General features: G+C 67.5%; 16 protein-coding genes. 9 read left to right on the plus strand and 7 right to left on the minus strand.

The genetic code is table 11. The features are described 5' to 3' along the window. Positions 1 to 5: 5 nt before the first annotated feature. Genes G370_RS0106280 through G370_RS0106290 form a run of 3 tightly spaced genes read left to right on the plus strand, consistent with a single transcriptional unit; the run spans position 6 to position 2258 of the window. Complete coding sequence (locus G370_RS0106280) at positions 6 to 980, plus strand: TIGR03571 family LLM class oxidoreductase (protein WP_019659829.1); 975 nt, start codon at positions 6 to 8, stop codon at positions 978 to 980. A gap of 19 nt (positions 981 to 999) precedes the next feature. Then, entirely contained in the window at positions 1000 to 1938 is a 939-nt protein-coding gene (locus tag G370_RS0106285) for a cyclase family protein (protein ID WP_019659830.1), read from the plus strand. After that, positions 1935 to 2258: a MoaF-related domain-containing protein gene (locus G370_RS0106290; RefSeq protein ID WP_019659831.1), complete on the plus strand. Its 324-nt coding sequence runs from the start codon at positions 1935 to 1937 to the stop codon at positions 2256 to 2258. The genes G370_RS0106285 and G370_RS0106290 overlap by 4 nt, the downstream gene beginning before the upstream one ends. A 19-nt stretch (positions 2259 to 2277) precedes the next feature. On the opposite strand, the gene G370_RS0106295 is transcribed toward G370_RS0106290, so the two are convergent. After that, a complete protein-coding gene (locus G370_RS0106295) occupies positions 2278 to 3231 on the minus strand; it encodes a LysR family transcriptional regulator (RefSeq protein WP_019659832.1) in 954 nt (317 codons plus the stop codon). Between the two features lie 105 nt (positions 3232 to 3336). Between G370_RS0106295 and G370_RS0106300 the strand changes: the two genes are divergently transcribed. Then, on the plus strand, positions 3337 to 4080 hold the full coding sequence (locus tag G370_RS0106300; protein WP_019659833.1) for an SDR family oxidoreductase: 744 nt from the start codon (positions 3337 to 3339) through the stop codon (positions 4078 to 4080). A 117-nt stretch (positions 4081 to 4197) separates the two neighbouring features. Here the strand turns inward: G370_RS0106300 and G370_RS0106305 are convergent, their stop codons facing one another. Genes G370_RS0106305 through G370_RS0106315 form a run of 3 tightly spaced genes read right to left on the minus strand, consistent with a single transcriptional unit; the run spans position 4198 to position 9688 of the window. After that, positions 4198 to 7275, minus strand: a complete 3078-nt coding sequence (locus G370_RS0106305; RefSeq protein ID WP_019659834.1) for an efflux RND transporter permease subunit — start codon at positions 7273 to 7275, stop codon at positions 4198 to 4200. Continuing rightward, positions 7272 to 8444: an efflux RND transporter periplasmic adaptor subunit gene (locus tag G370_RS0106310; protein ID WP_019659835.1), complete on the minus strand. Its 1173-nt coding sequence runs from the start codon at positions 8442 to 8444 to the stop codon at positions 7272 to 7274. Before G370_RS0106310 ends, G370_RS0106305 begins: the two co-directional genes overlap by 4 nt. After that, positions 8441 to 9688 carry a TolC family protein gene (locus tag G370_RS0106315; protein ID WP_019659836.1) on the minus strand — a complete coding sequence of 416 codons (1248 nt, stop codon included), beginning with the start codon at positions 9686 to 9688 and terminating at the stop codon, positions 8441 to 8443. Before G370_RS0106315 ends, G370_RS0106310 begins: the two co-directional genes overlap by 4 nt. A gap of 62 nt (positions 9689 to 9750) precedes the next feature. Here G370_RS0106315 and G370_RS0106320 point away from each other — a divergent pair, with 62 nt between their 5' ends. Further along, a complete protein-coding gene (locus tag G370_RS0106320; RefSeq protein ID WP_019659837.1) occupies positions 9751 to 10425 on the plus strand; it encodes a response regulator in 675 nt (224 codons plus the stop codon). Continuing rightward, on the plus strand, positions 10418 to 11791 hold the full coding sequence (locus G370_RS0106325) for a sensor histidine kinase (RefSeq protein ID WP_019659838.1): 1374 nt from the start codon (positions 10418 to 10420) through the stop codon (positions 11789 to 11791). Before G370_RS0106320 ends, G370_RS0106325 begins: the two co-directional genes overlap by 8 nt. A gap of 143 nt (positions 11792 to 11934) precedes the next feature. On the opposite strand, the gene G370_RS0106330 is transcribed toward G370_RS0106325, so the two are convergent. The 3 genes from G370_RS0106330 to G370_RS0106340 form a co-directional block, all read right to left on the minus strand. Continuing rightward, a complete protein-coding gene (locus G370_RS0106330) occupies positions 11935 to 14286 on the minus strand; it encodes a GH92 family glycosyl hydrolase (protein WP_019659839.1) in 2352 nt (783 codons plus the stop codon). 96 nt (positions 14287 to 14382) lie between these two features. Continuing rightward, positions 14383 to 14706: a thioredoxin family protein gene (locus G370_RS0106335; protein ID WP_019659840.1), complete on the minus strand. Its 324-nt coding sequence runs from the start codon at positions 14704 to 14706 to the stop codon at positions 14383 to 14385. Positions 14707 to 14711: 5 nt separating this feature from the next. Beyond that, complete coding sequence (locus tag G370_RS0106340; RefSeq protein WP_019337746.1) at positions 14712 to 15128, minus strand: baeRF12 domain-containing protein; 417 nt, start codon at positions 15126 to 15128, stop codon at positions 14712 to 14714. A gap of 162 nt (positions 15129 to 15290) precedes the next feature. On the opposite strand from G370_RS0106340, the gene G370_RS0106345 reads away from it, so the two are divergent. From G370_RS0106345 to proP, 3 genes are all read left to right on the plus strand, one after another. Then, complete coding sequence (locus G370_RS0106345) at positions 15291 to 15518, plus strand: hypothetical protein (RefSeq protein ID WP_019337747.1); 228 nt, start codon at positions 15291 to 15293, stop codon at positions 15516 to 15518. Between the two features lie 85 nt (positions 15519 to 15603). Then, entirely contained in the window at positions 15604 to 15732 is a 129-nt protein-coding gene (locus tag G370_RS1000000121990; protein WP_256202341.1) for a hypothetical protein, read from the plus strand. Between the two features lie 260 nt (positions 15733 to 15992). Then, positions 15993 to 17480: a glycine betaine/L-proline transporter ProP gene (proP, locus tag G370_RS0106350; protein WP_019659841.1), complete on the plus strand. Its 1488-nt coding sequence runs from the start codon at positions 15993 to 15995 to the stop codon at positions 17478 to 17480. Position 17481: the final 1 nt, after the last annotated feature.

The raw sequence follows: 17481 nt of genomic DNA on the forward strand, positions 1-17481 counted from the left end.
AGGCCATGGGCAGTGCGATGACCCGGTTGCAGGCCGGTGGTTTCAGCATCGGCATCGAAGCACCGCTGGACAATGACTGGACGCCGCTGGGCGAACAGGCACGACGCGCCGCGCGACGCCTGCCCGGCGAACCGGACCTGCAGTGCCATGCAGAACTGGCACGCTTGGCCGACCGCCTCGGCTTCCGTGCGCTGTGGGTGCGCGACGTGCCGGTGTACGACCCGGCCTTCGGTGATGCGGCACAGGTGTTCGAGGTATTCAGTTACCTCGGCTACCTGGCTGGCATCACCAAAGACATCCTGCTGGGTACTGGTGCGGTGGTGCTGCCGATCCGCGAGCCGTTGCTGACCCTGAAGTCGGCGCGCAGCGTGCAGCGGCTCAGCGGTGACCGCCTGCTGCTGGGCGTGGCCAGTGGCGACCGCCCGGTGGAGTACCCGCTGTTCGGCCGCGATTTCGACACGCGGGGCAGCCGCTTCCGCGAGCAGATCGCATTGCTGCGCGAAGGCGCCGCCGCGCACCTGCCGCAGGGCTTGGACGTGCTGCCTGCGGTTGGCCCGGCCCTGCCGTTGTTCGTGGCCGGCCTGGCCCAGCAGCAACCGGCGTGGATCGGCCAGCACATGGATGGCTGCCTGGCCTACCCGGGCACGCCACAGGACCATGCGCAACGCGTGGCGGCCTGGCGCGCCGTGGCCGGCAACAAGCCGTATGCCAGCTTCATCCACCTGGACCTGGTGGCCGATGCCGATGCCCCGCTGCAGCGCTGGCGCTTTGGGCTGCGCGGCGGCCGCAACGCCGTGCTGGCCGAGCTGCACGCCATGCAGGCGGCCGGTGTCGACCACATCGGCCTGCAGTTCCGCCGCAACGAACGGCCGTTGGCCGAGACCTTCCACGAGATCGCCGAGTACGTGCTGCCGCACTTCCCGGCCCATGCCGACGCCACTGCGCCGCATGCCCCGCTTGCCGCCCCCGCGACGGCCTGACAGTTATCGGAGCTTTGCCATGAAGATCAAGACCCTGGCCGCGCTTGCGCTGGCCACCCTGCCGCTGTCCTTCCAGGCCACCGCCGAGGAGTGGCATCCCTCTGCCTACGGCGCCAACGACGAGATCGGCGCGGCCAACCTGCTGACCGCGGACGTGGTCAAGCACGCGGTATCGCTGGTCAGGACCGGCAAGACCTATCCGCTGGCGGTGCCGGTGGACAAGAACCTGCCCGCTTTCCGCCACCGCAGCTTCCGCCTGTACAACGTGCAGGTCGGCCAGCAGGCAGGCAAGTCGCTGGGCCCCAACAGGTTCACCTTCAACGATGAACTGGTGAACGCCTGGACCGGCGTTGGCACCCAGCTCAACGGCATCGGCCATATCGGCATCGACAACGTCTACTACAACGGCAACAAGGCTGCCGACTTCGTCACCGTGGACGGCGTGCGCAAGCTCGGCGTCGAGAAGGTGCCGCCGATGGTCACCCGCGGCGTCGTGCTGGACATGAGCGCGTACTACGGCAAGGCGATCGTGCCCGGCGGCACCGAGTTCACCGTGGCCGACATCCAGGCCGTGCTGAAGAAGCAGGGCCTGAGCCTGCGCAAGGGCGACGTGGTGCTGTTCAACACCGGCTGGCTGGAACTGGTCGGCAAGGACGACAAACAGTTCCTGGAAGTGGAACCGGGCATTGGCATGCAGGCGGCGAAGTGGCTGGCCGACCAGGGCATCGTCGCCTTCGGTGGCGACACCTGGGCCTCGGAGGTCTACCCGAACCCGAACGGTGCCGAGGAGTTCCCGATCAACCAGTACATGCTGGCCAAGCGCGGCATCTACAACCTGGAGCTGATCGACAGCCGTGCGCTGGTGCGCGACAAGGCCTGGGAATTCCTGTTCGTGCTCGGCCAGCCGCTGTACGTCGGCTCGACCCAGGTCAACATAAACCCGGTGGCGATCCGATGAACGCGGCGTCCCCCCTGCCACTGTTCGCCGGCCGCCGCTTCCGCGTCAGCTATGACGGCCTGACGGCAGACAACGCATACAGTGCCGATGGCCGCCATGTGCAGTATGCCATCGTCTCTGGCGCCTATGCCGGTGCACAGGGTGAAGCCGCCTGCGAGTGGCAGCAGATCAGCGACGGGGTCTATGCCATTTCGTGGCAGGAAGCCGATGGCGCTACGGTCGTGCATGTCGATGACTTCGCGTGCGGGCATTCGCTGGCCTGGTTCACCGCCACCGATGGCAGTTTCCATCGCATGCAGGGGCCGCTGCACGCGCTGTGATGCCGGCCAGCGGCCGGCACTACCCCCTGCGGTCGGACAGCTTCGCGTGCCGCTCCGGTAGTGCCGGCCGCTGGCCGGCAACCCCGGTCTGCTCGAACACCCCGGCCACCCAGTCGATGAACACCCGCAAGCGCGGCGACGGCGTGCGGTTGCGCGGGTAGACCAGGCTCAACGGGCTTGGGGTCGGCGGCGCGTCCGGCAACAGCTCCACCAGCTGCCCGCGCGCGATATACGGGTCCATCCGGTAGCGCGGAGCCTGGATGATGCCCAAGCCCGCCAGCGCGGCGCCGAGGAACGCATCCGCACCGGACACACGCACCCGCGCCGGCAGCGGCACGTAGCGTACCTGCCCGCCCTGCTGGAACTCCAGCGGAATCAGCTGGCCGGTGGCGCTGGAGCGATAGCCGACCATCTGGTGGCCGTCCTGCAGGGCATCGATGCTGCCCGGCGCGCCCCTGACCTGCAAATAGCTTGGCGAGGCCACCGTCACCTCGCGCAGCATCGTCAACCGGCGCGCCGCCAGATCGCTATCGGCCAGCGTCCCCACCCGCAACGCTGCATCCACGCCTTCGCGCAGCAGGTCGACATAGCGGTCGCCTTCGCTGACGTCCAGTTCGATCTCCGGGTAGCGCTGCAGGAAGTCCGGCAGCTGCGGAAACAGCAGGTGCCGGCCCAGCGTGCCGTGCACTTCAATGCGCAAGGGGCCGCGCGGCGGCGCGTCACGGAAGGCGGCCTCGGCATCGTCCATGTCGGCGATCAGGCGCAGGCAACGGCCATAGAAGGCCTCGCCTTCCAACGTCGGCACCACCAGCCGCGTGGTCCTGTGCAGCAGGCGCACGCCCAGCCGCTGTTCCAGCGCCTTGATCGCGTCGGTCACCGTGGCCCGCGGCAGGCCGAGGTCCTCGGAGGCCCGGGTGAAGCTACGGCGCTCGACGATACGGACGAAGGCGCGCATGGCCGTAAAGCGGTCCATTGTTCGGCTATCCGGATAATGTAGGCGGATTATGCAGGATTATCCGAACGTGCGATGGCGCGAACATAGCCCTGCGCCGCTCCGGCGCGCCCCGTGGAAGCCACCATGACCCTCTCCCCCGCCCGCTCTGTCGCTCTGGTCACCGGCGGCTCCCGTGGCATCGGCGCGGCCATCTCCCGCCGCCTGGCCGCCGATGGCCACGCGGTCGCGATCAACTATGCGGGCCGCTGCGACGACGCCGAAGCCTTGGCGGCCGAACTCAACGCAGCCGGCGCGCAGGCCATCGCGCTGCAGGCCGACGTGGCCGATCCGCAGGCGGTCTACCAGCTGTTCAACGCCATCGAGGCCCGTTTCGGCGGCATCGACGTGGTGGTCAACAGCGCCGGCGTGCTGCAGCTGGCGCCGCTCGCCGACACCGACGACGCCCTGTTCGATCGGGTGATTGGCATCAACCTCAAGGGCGCCTTCAACGTGCTGCGCGAAAGCGCGCGACGGGTGCGCGACGGCGGGCGCATCGTCACGCTGTCCACCAGCGTGGTCGGGACCCGGCTGGAGAACTACAGCGTGTATGCGGCCAGCAAGTCGGCGGTGGAGACCATGGGCGCGATCCTCAGCAAGGAGCTGCGCGGGCGCAACATCACCGTGAACGCCGTGGCGCCGGGCCCGACCGCCACCGATCTGTTCCTGGATGGGAAATCGCCGGAGCTGATCGAGCGGTTGGCGAAGATGAACCCCCTGGAGCGGCTGGGTACGCCGGAGGACATCGCCGGTGCGGTGGGGTTCCTGGCCGGTGCCGATGGCGGGTGGGTCAACGGCCAGGTCCTGCGCGCCAACGGCGGGATGGTGTAGTCCGCACAGGTGGCATCCACGCATGGCGCGACGCCCTTGTAGAGCCGAGCCCATGCTCGGCTGCTCTTCGCGCAAAGGCCAGAAGCAGCCGAGCATGGGCTCGGCTCTACAGGTAGGTCAGGCGATGCGCGCCTCGCGGCGGCGGTGCACCCAGTAGTACAACGTGGGCAGTACCAGCAGGGTCAGCAGCATCGCCGACAGCAGGCCGCCGATCACCACCACCGCCAGCGGCTTCTGGGTCTCGGCACCGATCGCATGCGAGGTGGCCATCGGCAGCAGGCCGAACATCGCCAGCAGTGCGGTCATCAGCACCGTGCGCAGGCGCTGCAGCGAGCCCTGTACCACCGACTGCAGCAGGTCCATGCCCTGCTCGCGCAGCTGCGCGAAGCGGCTGAGCATCACCACCCCGTTCAGCACCGCCTGCCCGAACAATGCAATGAAGCCGATCGCCGCCGACACCGACAGTGGAATCCCAGTCAACCACAGGGCGAGGATGCCGCCGATCATCGCCAGTGGCACGTTGGCCAGGATCAGTGCGGCGCTGCTGACGTCCTTGAAGGCATCGAACAGCAGTACGAAGATGATCAGCACCGACAGCGGGATCACCCATCCCAGACGCTTCATCGCACGTTGCTGGTTCTCGAACTCGCCGGACCACTCCAGCCGGTAGCCTTCCGGCAGCTGCACGCTGGCCTCCACGCGCTTGCGCATGTCGGCCACCACACTGCCCATGTCACGCCCGGCGATGAAGATGCTCACCGCCTTTACCCGCTGTGCGTTCTCGCGCGAGATGTTGATCGCGCCGCTGGCCATGCGGAAGTCGGCCACGTCGGCCAGCGTCACGGTGTGGCCATCGCCGATGCCCACCGGCACCGTGCGCAGCCGCTGCAGGTCGCGGTCGGCGTCGTCCAGGCGCAGCGTGATCGGGAACCTGCGGTCGCCCTCCCACAGTTCACCGACCTGGCGCCCGCCCAGTGCGGTCTCGATCACTTCGTCGACGTCGCGTACGTTCAGGCCATAGCGCGCGGCGCGGTCGCGGTCGATCTCGATCTGCAGCTGCGGCAATGACCCGTCGCGGTCGATGAAGGCGCTCTCCACGCCCTCCACGCCGCGTACCTGGCCGAGGATCGCCTGCGCCTGCTGGTTCAACACGTCCAGATCCGAGCCGCTGACCTTGATCACCACCTGGCCCTTGATCTGCGAGATGCTCTCCAGGATGTTGTCGCGCACCGGCTGCGAAATCGAGAACTCGGGGCCCGGAATGCGCTGCTCCAGCGTGCGCTGCAGGTCGCTCACCAGCTGTCGCTTGTCCACGCCTTTCGGCCATTCCTTCTCCGGCTTCAACGCCACCAGCGCCTCGATCTGGTTGGCGCCCTTGGCATCGGAGCCGTCTTCCGGGCGTCCCAGCTTGGCCACCACCGTCGATACCTGCGGGAACGTGCCGACCAGTTCGCGGATGCGCCGCGACTGCTGCTGCGCTTCGGCCAGGCTGGTGCTGGGGTCTAGCGTGGCGGTCAGCCAGATCGAGCCTTCGTCCAGCTCGGGCAGGAACTCCGATCCCAGGCGGGTGCCCAGCGCCAGCGTGCCCACCAGCAGCGCGACTGCGGTCAGTACCACCGCACGCGGGCGGGCCAGTGCGCGCTCCAGGACCGGCCGGTACCAGCCGGTCAGGCGGTCCATCAGCGGATTGCCGTCGCGCATGCGGTCGCGCCGCAGCCACCAGTAGCAGAACAACGGCACCACGGCCAGCGCCAGGATCAGCGCGCCGATCAATGCCGAGGTCACCGAGTACGCCATCGGCGCGAACATGCGGCCTTCCTGGCGCTGCAGGGTGAAGATCGGGATATGCGCCGCGATGATGATCAGCATCGAGAAGAACGTCGGCCGGCCCACTTCCGATGCAGCTGAAAGAACGGTCGAGAACCGTGTCTTACGATCGGCCGCAGGGGGCAGCTTCGACAATCGCGAGACGATGTGCTCGGTCACGATCACCGCGCCATCGATGATGATGCCGAAGTCCATCGCACCCAGCGACAGCAGGTTGGCCGGCACACCCCACAGATGCAGGCCGAGGAAGGTCGACAGCAGGGCCAGCGGCATCATCGCAGCAACGATCAGCGCGGCCCGGGCGTTGTACAGGAACAGCCACAGCACCAGGAACACCAGCACCGCGCCTTCCAGCAGGTTGCGGAAGACCGTCTTCAGCGTGGTCGTGACCAGCCACGAGCGGTCGTAGAACGGCTCGATGCTGACGCCGGCCGGCAACTGGTTGGCCTCGATCTCCGCGATGCGCGCATGCAGGGCGTCGAGCACGTCGGACGGGTTCTCGCCCTTGCGCATCAGCACCATGCCGAACACTGCATCGTCGTTGTCGTCCTGGCCGACCAGGCCCTGGCGCGGCAGGCCGGTGTCGGCGATGCCGGCCAGGTCGCGCACCAGGATAGGCGTGCCCCCGCGCTGCGCCACCACCACATTGCCAATGTCCGCCGGCGAACGCATCAGGCCCACGCCACGGATCAGGAACTGCTGCTGCCCACGCTCCACGTAGCCGCCGCCCGCATTCGAGCTGCCCTTCTCCAGCGCCTCGGCGAACTCACCGAGGCTGATGCCACGGTCACGCAGCTTGTCCAGGTCCGGCTTGACCTGGAAGGTGCGCGCGAAGCCACCGAAGCTGATCACATCGGCCACGCCCGGCACGGTGCGCAGGCTGCGTTCCATTGTCCATTCCTGCACGGTGCGCAGCTGGGTCGGCGTCATGTGCGGGCCTTTCAGCACATAGCGGTAGATCTCACCTACCGCCGAGCTCATCGCCTCCAGTTCCGGCGTTACCCCTTCCGGCAGTTCCACGCCCTGCAGGCGTTCCAGCACCTGCTGGCGCGCGAAGTAGTCATCGGCCTTGTCGTCGAAGGTCAGGATGATCATCGACAGGCCGAACTGCGTATGCGAGAACGCCCGCACCGAATGCGGGATGCCGGACAGCGCCACTTCCAGTGGCATCGTCACCTCGCGCTCGACCTCTTCGGCGGCACGGCCCGGGTGCAGCGACACCACGGTCACCTGGGTGTCGGATACATCCGGGAAGGCTTCCACCGGCAGTACGCGGAACGCGGCAATGCCAGCACCCATGAACAGCAGCAGTGCCAGCATCACCATCAATGGCTGGCGCAGGCAGTAGGCAATCAGGCGATCGATCATGGGGCGGCGTGCCCCGTGCCGGTGCTGGCGGCGGCCGGTGCGCTGTCCGCCAGCTGCTGCAGCAGCAGGCCGCCTTCTACCACCACCCTGGCGCCTGCGGCCAGGCCCTCACGCACCCACAGCCGGCCATCGCCCAGCTCCTCGGCATGCACGGCGCGGCGCACGAAGCGGCCCTTGCCCTCCTCCACGAACACCACCTGCTTGCCGTCGATCAACAACACGGCCGCATCGGGCAGCGAGACACCGCCCTCGGCCGGCAACGCCACCTGGGCGCGCACGTACTGCCCCGCCTTGAAACCGCGTGCGCGGTTGTCCAGCTCGGCGCGCGCCTGCACCACGCGGCGTTCGCTGTCGACGAAGTCATCAACGTGCTGCAGGGTCGCCTGCAGCGGCTGTCCATCGGCCCCGGGCACGCTCACCTGCATGCCCGCCTTCAAACGTCCGGCCAGGCCCTCCGGTACATCCAGCTGCAACCACAGGCGGTCCGGATCGCCAATCACCGCCAATGGCCGTTCGCTGTCGGGGCTGACCGCCATGCCAGGGCTCATCCGCCGCTCCACCAGCACGCCATCGATCGGCGCGCGCAACGGCAGGCGCTGATCGACGTGCTGGCCATTGCCATAGGCCTTGGCGAAGGCGGTCGCACGCGCGTGATCGGCCTGGCTGCCGGCGAAATTGGCCTCGGCCTCGTCCAGTTCGCGGCCCGACGCCACACCTGCCGCATGCAACTCGCGGGTGCGCTCCAGCTCCTTGCGCGCCTGCTGCAGCTGGGCACGGCCGCGCACGCCCTCCGCCTGGGCCTGGCCGAATTCGGGCGAAGTGATCCAGGCGATCACCTGGCCCGCCTTCACTTTCTGCCCCGGCTGTGCCTCGATACGCGCCACCTGCCCCGCCAACGGCGTACGCAGCGCGCTGGAGCGCGTCTCGTCCCAGACCACCCGGCCCGGCAGCTGCAGGCTGGCGCTGGCGCCGGCGGTGACCGCCTCGCTGCGTAGCACGTCCAGCTGGCGGCTACCGGCAGGAAACTGGATCTGGCCAGCACTGACCTTCGGCGCGTCCTCGGTATACGACGCCGGTTCGCGGCCGCAGCCGCCCAGCAGGGCCAGCGCCAGCAAGGCCGGCAGCACGGCCTGTCGCGCCTGCGGTCGATAAGCGACGGTGGACTTCATCGGGACTCTCCTTCAGCCACGGATGTGGCCGCTTCCCAGCGCGCCAGGGCAATGGCATGGTCGGCACGCGCTTCAATCAACGCGGCCTCGAACTCGCGCCAGCTGCGGCGCGCATCCAGCAGATCGGTCAGGCTGGCGGCGCCGCGGCGGTAGGCCAGCTCGATGCCCTGCACCGCCCTGCGTGCGGCGTCGGACTGCAGTCCTTCGTAGTCGCTGCGGCGCTGCGCGGCGGACTGCGCGCTGGCCTGCAACTGGTCCAGTTCGGCACGCGCTTCGCGCTGCAGCACCTGCAGCTCCAGCGCGGCATTGTCACGGTCGGCTTCGGCACGCTGGATCGCGCCGCGTGCACGTGACGGGCCGCCGAGCGGTATGGTCAATGACACACCCCAGGTGACGCCGCTGATGTCAGCCGGCTCGCGCTCGGCCTCCACACCCAGCTGGATGTCGCGATGGCGCTCACTGCGCGCCAGTGCCACACCGGCGTCGGCCGCGGCCAGGCGCGAACGTGCCGCGCGCAGATCGGCACGCTGCTGTGGGTCGAACGCACGCGTATCGACCCTGCCCGCGGGGTCTGGCCACGGATCATCGGAGCTGAGGTCATGGCTGTCGTCGCGGCCGAGCAGCAGCCCCAGCGCATGCCGTGCATCGCGCAGATCCAGGGCCGCCTCGCGCGCCGCATCGGCCACCGCCAGGTCGTCCACTGCCAGCCGCGCGCGATCCACCGGCGCCATCGCCCCGGTGGCCACCTGCTTGTCCGCCGCCGCCATCTGTTCGGCCGAACTCTGGCGGTTGGCCTCGGCAATCTGCGCCCGCTCCTGGGCGCCCTTCAGGCCGAAATAGGTTTCATGCAGCGCCACCTGCTGGCGGCGCCGCGCATCGAGCATCTCCAGCCCCGCAACTTCCAGCAGTGCATCGGCCTGGCGGATACGCAACGCACGCTTGCCACCGCGCTCCCAGGTCCAGCCCAGGCCCAGCGTGCTGTCCACCCGCTTGTCCTGCCAGCGTCCGGAGCCGATGCCATGCTTGGGGCTGATCTTGCTGGTGCCGATCGACAACTCGGTGGCCGGGCGCAACGCCGCCGTCTGCACATCGCCCTGCACGCCGCGCAGCGCCAGTGCCGCCGCACGCAGGTCCGGGTTGTGTGCTTCCATGGCGCGCTGCGCTTCCTGCAGGGACAGCGCCGAAGCGGTGGGCGCGCACAGAAGAGTGGCCAGCACGGCCGCAAAACGAGGGGAGAAATTCATGCACGTCACGGTAAGGTGATGCACTTGCGCCAAACTTGCCCCAACCTTGCACGAAGCTTGCAATGCGAATCCTGCTGATCGAAGACGACGCCGCGCTGGCCGATGGACTGATCCGCGCCCTGCAGGGCGCCGGCCATCTGTGCGACCACCTCTCGCGTGGGCTGCACGCGCCGGCGGCACTGGCCAGCGCACCGTATGACGTGATGGTGCTGGACCTTTCATTGCCTGACGTCGATGGCCTGGACCTGCTCTCACGCCTGCGCAACGACGGCGTCACCCTGCCGGTGCTGATCCTGACCGCACGCGATGGTGTGGAGGACCGCATCCTCGGCCTCGACCGCGGTGGCGACGACTACCTGGCCAAGCCCTTCGCCCTGGGAGAACTGGAGGCGCGCCTGCGTGCGCTGTCGCGCCGCCGCAGCGATGCACCGGCGCAGAAGCGGCTGGGCCGGTTGTGCTTCGACAGCGTCCGCAATGAAGTGCAGGTGGACGGTCAGCGCATCGAGCTGACCGCGCGCGAGCTGTCGCTGGTCGAGGCACTGATGCAGCATCCCGGCCGCACGGTTACCAAGCAGCGCCTGTTCGACGCGCTGTACAGCTGGGACCACGAGGCCAACCTGTCGGTGATCGAAGTGCATGTCAGCCGCCTGCGCCGCAAACTGGAACAGACCCACGCCGGCGTCGGCATCCGCATGCTGCGTGGGCTTGGATACCGGTTGGAGGCCGTGGGTGACTGAGCGCGTGCACAGCCTGCGTGGCCTGCTGCTGAGACGCCTGTGGCTGCCACTGCTGGTACTGCTGTTGTGCAGCGCAGTGGGTTCATTCGCCTTGGCGCGCTTCTACGCCGGCCAGGTCTACGACCGCTGGCTGCTGGATTCGGCGATGTCGTTGTCCGAGCTGGTGACGGTGCAGGACGGCCGCGCGTCCATCGAGATCACCCCGGCGGTGTCGCGCATGTTCACCTGGGACACCGCCGACGAAGTGCATGGCGAGGTGGTCGACGCCGCGGGTGGGCGCCTGTATGGCGACCTGCCCGAGGCATTGCCACGCCCGTCGATGTCCGCCGGCAGCGACGACCCGGTCTACTATGATGCGCGGCTGCGTGGGCAGGCCGTGCGCATGGTCGAAGTGGTGGTCAGCGCCGGACCGGGTCATGACATCCGGCTGCGCGTGGCCGAGACACTGCGCAAGCGGCACCGGCTGGAGCGCAAGCTGCTGCTGACCAGCGTTCCGTTCCAGGCTGCGATCCTGGCACTGGCGGCATGGCTGGCCTGGTCCGGTACAGGCGCTGCCGCACGCCATGCCAACCTGGTTGCGCGGAAGCTGGCCAGCCCGCGGCCGGATCCATTGGCGCCGCTGGATCCGGCGCAGGAAGCTCCGCGCGAACTGTGGCCGGCAGTGGAGGCCTACAACGCGCTGCTGCAGCGCCTGGACGCGATGCAGGATGCACAGCGGCGCTTCGTCAGCAATGCCGCGCACCAGCTGCGCACGCCGCTGGCAGCGATGCAGGTGGAGCTTGAGAGTTCATTGCGCCAGCACGATCCGCACGCCCAGCAACTGGCGCTGTCCGGCACGCTGGCCGGGCTGGCGCGGCTGCAGCACCTGGTCAACCAGCTGCTGATGCTCAGCCGATCGGAAGATCCACAGGGCAGCGCACTGCCGCTGCAGCCGCTGGATCTGGCCGCGTTGGCACGGGGCGTGGTCGAGCGCTACGCCGACCGTGCATTGGCGGCGGGCGTGGACCTGGGTTACGACGGACCCGACGATGGCGTGCAGGTACAAGGCGATCCGCAGCTGTTGCGCGAGGCACTGGGCAACCTGCTGGACAACGCGCTGCGCTACGGCGCCGTGCCCGGCGTGATCACCCTGGGACTACAGCGGGATGCCGAGGGCGTGCAGGTGTGGGTGGACGATGACGGTACAGGCATCGCCGAAGCCGAACGCGCGCGCGTCACGGAACGCTTCTACCGGGCGAGCAGCGAGGGCGACGGCTGCGGGCTGGGGCTGGCGATCGTGGCCGAGATCGCGCAGCGGCATGGCGCGACCTTGATGATTGATACCGCCCCGATCGGCGGTGCGCGGGTGGGGTTGCGGTTCCGATGAGCGCTGTTGAACCGCCCTTGTAGAGCCGAGCCCATGCTCGGCTGCTCCTGGCACGATGCCTGGGCCGAGCATGGGCTCGGCTCTACAGGTTCCTGGTCACCCGTGAAGCGTGCCGACCAAGGTCGGCACCTACCGAGTGCGCGTCATCGGCTCATCGAATAGGGCGCCTGCGCGCCCTGCCCCGGCCAATCCTTGTTCGGCTCGGCCTGCATGGTGAAACGCAGCTCGCCACCTGCCAGGATCTCGTCATGGCGCAGGAAGGTGCGCTGCAGCGGCTTGCCGTTGAGGCTCACGTTGCCGACGTAGGTGTGCCTGTCATCCAGCCCATCGGCCACGATGGTGAACGCCTTGCCGTTCGGCAGGCGCATCGCGGTCTTCGGCAGGAACGGGCGGCCGAGGATGTACTCGCCCGAGCCCGGGGCCACCGGATAGAAGCCCAAGGCGGTGAACACGTACCACGCCGACATCTGGCCGACATCATCGTTGCCGGCCAGCCCATCGGGGCGGTCGGCATACTGGGTGTCCATGATCTGCTTCAACCGCGCCTGGGTGCGCCACGGCTGGCCAGCGTACGAATACAGGTAGGCCACGTGGTGGCTGGGCTCGTTGCCGTGCGCATACCAGCCGATCAGGCCGGTGATGTCTTCCATGTGCTCGAAGATCGATGGATCCACCTTGGCGTTGAACACCTCGTCCAGGCGCGCGAGCAGCTTGTCGCTGCCCCCGTGCGCCGCCGCCAGGCCGGCGACGTCCTGCGGCACGTACCACGAGTACTGCCAGGCGTTGCCCTCGGTGTAGTCGGTGCCATAGCCGCTGGCGCTGGGGTCGAACGGCGTACGGAAGCTCCCATCGCGCTTGCGCGCGCGCATGAAGCCGGTGTCCTTGTCGAACGCATTGCGCCAGTTGGCCGCGCGCTTGTCGAAGGTCGCCGCGACATCGGCCTTGCCCATCGCCTGCGCCATGCGTGCGATGGTCCAGTCATCAAAGGCGTACTCCAGCGTCTTGCTGGCCGCTTCGCCTTCCTCGTCGATCGGCACATATCCCAGCTCACGGTACTGCGCGATGCCATCGTACGGGCCGTAGTTGGCAGTCTCGACCATCGCCTTCAATGCCTTGTCGGCGTCGAAGCCACGAATGCCCTTCACGTAGGCGTCGGCGATCACCGGCACGGCGTGGTACCCGATCATGCACCAGTCTTCCAGGCCATGGAACGACCACACCGGCAGCATGCCGTAGGGGCTGTGCTCGTGGTGGGCCAGCATCGAATTGACGAAGTCGCTGTTGCGTTTCTCCGGCTGCACCAGCGTCAGCAACGGATGCAGCGCGCGGTAGGTGTCCCACAGCGAGAACGTCGAGTAGTTCGTGAAGCCATCCGCCTTGTGCACCGCATTGTCCGGCCCGCGGTACTGGCCATCGGCATCCATGAACAGCGTCGGCCCCAGCAGGGTGTGGTACAGCGCGGTATAGGCACTGCGGCGGGCGTGCTCGGGCGCATCGATATCGAGCACCGACAGCGCCTGCGTCCATTCCTGTTTCGCCTGCGCACGCACGCGATCGAAATCAAAGTCGGCCACTTCCGCGTCGAGGTTGGCAATGGCGCCGGCTTCGCTGACCGGCGAGATCGCGACCTTGACCACCAGCGGTGCATCCAGCTTGCCGAATGCGAAGGTACCGACCAGCTGGCGGCCCTCGACCTGTGCGCGCTGCGCTGGATCCTTCTCGCCCGGCGGCGGGAAGCCCTTGTAGACGATGTCCTGCTCGGTGTTGTGCAGCTCATGCCCGGAAAGCGGCCGCGAGAAACGCATCGCGAAGTACAGCTGGCGACCCGGCGCCCAGCCGCGCGTCTCCCGGAAGCCGGTCACGGTACCATCGGCGCGAACCCGCACCCGCGACCACAGCACCTTGCCCGGGTAGTCGTACATGCTGGTGCGCATGTCCAGCAGCACCTTGGCGTCGGCGCCCCTGGGGAAGGCGTAGCGATGCACGCCCACGCGCGCACTGGTGGTCAGCTCGGCGCGCACCTTGTAGTCGTCCAGGGTGACGGCGTAGTAGCCCGGCTCGGCCTTCTCATCGTCATGGCGGAAGCGAGAGGCATAGCCGCTGCCCGGCTTCTCAGGATCGCCACGCTCCAGGCCGGGACTGCCGGTGAACGGCATCAGCAGGATGTCGCCCAGATCGGAATGGCCAGTGCCGGAAAAATGCGTGTGCGAGAAGCCGACGATGCTGCTGTCGTCGTAGCGGTAGCCGGCTGCCCAGCCATAGGCCTTTTCGCGTGGCTGGATGCGTGTGTCCGGGCTGAGCTGGACCATGCCGAACGGCACCGTGGCACCCGGGTACGTGTGGCCTTCACCACCCGTACCAATGAACGGGTCGACCGAGGCATAGGCCTTGTCGGCGGCGGTTCTGGCAGGCGCGGCCGACGCCAGGCCGGAAGCGAGCATCGCCGTGGCGGCGACAGCGATCAGGAGACGACGGTCCAGCGTGGGCATCGGCATTTGGATCGATTCAGGCGATAGCCGGATCCTAGCACCCGGCCTGTCACGCCGCATGCTGCAGTGCGACTGCCCGGTGGCCCGCACCGGGTTCACTCTTCAACCGGGAAGTGCGCTCTGCAACGACATGAGATCCGCGCTGTCCAACGGCCTTACCACCCGCGCGATCTCCTCTCCATCGCGCAGCAGCACCACCGTCGGCCACAGCTTCACCTTGAACGCTCGCCCCAATGGCCTTCCCTTGCCATCCTCGATCTTCCAATGCGGCAGATCGTTCGCTTCGACAAAGGCCTGCAACGCGGGCTGCGCGGCCTGGCAATGACCACACCAGGGCGCACCGAACTCCAGCACCTGCCAGCCAGGCTGCGCCGCCACCTCCGCAGAGGTGGGCTCGTTCGCAAGGTGATCACGCATGAACGGCATGAGCGCTACGCCGCCAGTGCCTTCTGGATGTCTTCCAGCGGCGCGTTGGTCAGATCCTTGGCAATATCCCCGAGCAATCGCGCCTGGACCTCTTTATGCAGCAGCGGACGAATGCGACCCAGCGTGGTCGGGTCGGCGATCAACACCAGGTGCGCATAGCGGTTCTTCAAGGCATCTTCGTTGAGCTGTTCGGCCACCTGCTTGGCGAACGTGGCCTCATTGAGCTGCGAGACCGACATGTCCTTCGGCACGGCACCCGCAGGCCCCTGCCCGGATACACCCTGCTCGCTGATGTCCTGCAGGCGCAGTTCGCCTTCCTGCTTCAGGGTCAACTGGTGGTTGCTGCCCACGTTGGTGAACACCCGCGCCGAACCACCGTCGGCTACCACGATCAGGGTTCCCTCGGGAATCGTCCGCGCCATTGCATCCTCCATCAATCCGAAAAGTGGGTGTGCGCTCCACCTTATGCACGCCGATGTCACCAGAGCGGGTACAGGATGTGATCCCGTCATCGCAATCTGCAATCAGCGCTAAATTTGTCCGCCTGCCTGCCGCTATGGCCTCCATCATCGCGAGGAACCTCTGTGTACGCTGGCTCACTGTTCCACGTCTGCTTTGCCACCAGCCTGGCCATTGCCGGCTGTGCCGGTTGCATCCACCAGTTCCTGCAGGGCCAACCGTTCTTCGCCCTGGCCATCATGCTCTCGGTGCTCACCATGATCGGCGCCGCACTGGTCACGCGGAAACTGGCACTGCCGGGCGCCTTGGCGATGGCCTGCACGGTGTTCGGTTTGGTGGCGAAGTCGGCCTGAGCCTTCTGAACAGGCGAGGTGGAACACAGCGTGCAGATCAGCCTGCTTCGCTGCATGCTCACGCCAATGCCGTTATGATGAACGGATGATCGACACGACCCACTACGTGACGGGCGCACCTGTTACGTGGGAAGCACTGCCGACCGGCGCTTCGCTTGCCACGAATGCTCCCGCCCTGCATTTCCATCGCCTCGCGCTGGATCCCGGCGGATGACGCCCGCAGGCGCTCTGCCTGCACCCCTACGCTGATGTGATACCTGGCCGCTGACTGCTCGGCCGCTGTGATCCCGTTTTCGCGTCTCCGCCCCTGCGGCGGTGCTTTGCCGTGCGCGTGGCGTTGCGCCTGCACACATTCCCCGGCCCCCACGCCGCCTTCCGATGCCCCTGCGCCACTTGCGCCTGCATCGCCGTTTCCGATTTCCGGGACACACCACAGCACCCATTCCCCTATTCCATACCTACAAGGGAGCCCCTATGCAGGACACGCCCGATTCCCATGCCCACTTCGGCTGGTTCAAACGCCGCCGCCACCTGAAGGTCGATGAGATCACCGTCGTCGACAAGCCCATGCTCAAGCGCGCCGTGGGCGCCGCCGCACTTGGCAATGCCATGGAGTGGTTCGACTTCGGTGTCTACGGCTATCTGGCCGTCACCATCGGCCAGGTGTTCTTCCCGTCCAGCAACCCCACGGCACAGGTGATCGCCGCCTTCGCCACCTTCACCGTGGCATTCCTGGTGCGTCCACTCGGCGGCCTGGTGTTCGGCCCGCTCGGCGACCGTTATGGGCGCCAGAAAGTGCTGGCGTTCACCATGATCCTGATGGCGCTGGGCACGTTCTCGATCGGCTTGATTCCCTCCTACGAGCGCATCGGCATCTGGGCACCGGTGCTGTTGCTGCTGGCACGTGTGGTGCAGGGGTTCTCCACCGGCGGCGAGTACGGCGGTGCGGCCACCTTCATCGCCGAGTATTCCACCGACCGCAACCGCGGCCTGATGGGCAGCTGGCTGGAGTTCGGCACGCTGGGCGGCTACATCGCCGGCGCCGGAACCGTGACCGCGCTGCACATGCTGTTGAGCAGCGAACAGATGCTGGACTGGGGCTGGCGCATTCCATTCCTGGTGGCCGGGCCGCTGGGCCTGCTCGGCCTGTACATGCGCATGAAACTGGAGGAAACGCCGGCCTTCCGCGCCTTCGCCGAGGAAGCCGAGAAGCGCGAGCACGACCGGCCCGGGCTCGCCGCGCTGTTCCAGATACATGGCCGCCAGTTGCTGGTCTGCATGGGCCTGGTGCTGGTGTTCAACGTGACCGACTACATGCTGCTGACCTACATGCCCAGCTACCTCAGCGTCACCATGGGCTATGCCGAGAGCAAGGGCCTGCTGCTGATCATCATCGTGATGCTGGTGATGATGCCGCTGAACATTGTCGGCGGATTGTTCAGTGACAAGCTTGGCCGTCGCCCGATGATCATCGGTGCCTGCATCGCGCTGCTCGTGCTGGCCCTACCCTGCCTGCTGCTGATCGGCAGCGGCAACGACGGACTGATCTTCCTCGGCCTGATGCTGCTGGGGCTGGCGCTGGTGTGCTTCACCAGCTCGATGCCGTCCACGCTGCCGGCACTGTTCTACACCCCGGTGCGCTACAGCGCGCTGTCGATCGCGTTCAACGTGTCGGTGTCGCTGTTCGGTGGCACCACGCCACTGGTGACCGCGTGGCTGGTGGGGCGCACCGGTGATGCGCTGGTGCCGGCCTACTACCTGATGGGCGCGGCAGTGATCGGCCTGGTCACCATGCTGTTCGTGAAAGAGACCGCTGGCCTGCCGCTGCGCGGTTCACCGCCGGCGGTCGGCAGCGACAAGGAAGCCGCCGCACTGCTGAAGAGCGATGTGCCGGTGACGGTGGACCCGAGCCTGCCGCCACTACCGGAGACTGCGGAGCCTGAGCAGGTAAAGCCGGCCTGAG

The sequence above is a fragment of the Stenotrophomonas hibiscicola ATCC 19867 genome (assembly GCF_000382065.1).
Taxonomy (GTDB): domain Bacteria; phylum Pseudomonadota; class Gammaproteobacteria; order Xanthomonadales; family Xanthomonadaceae; genus Stenotrophomonas; species Stenotrophomonas hibiscicola.

Excerpts from the sequence above, each read along its gene's own strand:
- G370_RS0106300 (WP_019659833.1), top strand. The coding sequence starts at position 3,337 with ATGACCCTCTCCCCCGCCCGCTCTGTCGCTCTGGTCACCGGCGGCTCC.
- G370_RS0106320 (WP_019659837.1), top strand. The coding sequence starts at position 9,751 with ATGCGAATCCTGCTGATCGAAGACGACGCCGCGCTGGCCGATGGACTG.
- G370_RS0106310 (WP_019659835.1), bottom strand. The coding sequence starts at position 8,444 with ATGAAGTCCACCGTCGCTTATCGACCGCAGGCGCGACAGGCCGTGCTG.
- G370_RS0106305 (WP_019659834.1), bottom strand. The coding sequence starts at position 7,275 with ATGATCGATCGCCTGATTGCCTACTGCCTGCGCCAGCCATTGATGGTG.
- G370_RS0106295 (WP_019659832.1), bottom strand. The coding sequence starts at position 3,231 with ATGGACCGCTTTACGGCCATGCGCGCCTTCGTCCGTATCGTCGAGCGC.
- G370_RS0106285 (WP_019659830.1), top strand. The coding sequence starts at position 1,000 with ATGAAGATCAAGACCCTGGCCGCGCTTGCGCTGGCCACCCTGCCGCTG.
- G370_RS1000000121990 (WP_256202341.1), top strand. The coding sequence starts at position 15,604 with ATGATCGACACGACCCACTACGTGACGGGCGCACCTGTTACGTGGGAA.
- proP (WP_019659841.1), top strand. The coding sequence starts at position 15,993 with ATGCAGGACACGCCCGATTCCCATGCCCACTTCGGCTGGTTCAAACGC.
- G370_RS0106315 (WP_019659836.1), bottom strand. The coding sequence starts at position 9,688 with ATGAATTTCTCCCCTCGTTTTGCGGCCGTGCTGGCCACTCTTCTGTGC.
- G370_RS0106330 (WP_019659839.1), bottom strand. The coding sequence starts at position 14,286 with ATGCCGATGCCCACGCTGGACCGTCGTCTCCTGATCGCTGTCGCCGCC.
- G370_RS0106335 (WP_019659840.1), bottom strand. The coding sequence starts at position 14,706 with ATGCCGTTCATGCGTGATCACCTTGCGAACGAGCCCACCTCTGCGGAG.
- G370_RS0106290 (WP_019659831.1), top strand. The coding sequence starts at position 1,935 with ATGAACGCGGCGTCCCCCCTGCCACTGTTCGCCGGCCGCCGCTTCCGC.
- G370_RS0106340 (WP_019337746.1), bottom strand. The coding sequence starts at position 15,128 with ATGGCGCGGACGATTCCCGAGGGAACCCTGATCGTGGTAGCCGACGGT.
- G370_RS0106280 (WP_019659829.1), top strand. The coding sequence starts at position 6 with ATGGGCAGTGCGATGACCCGGTTGCAGGCCGGTGGTTTCAGCATCGGC.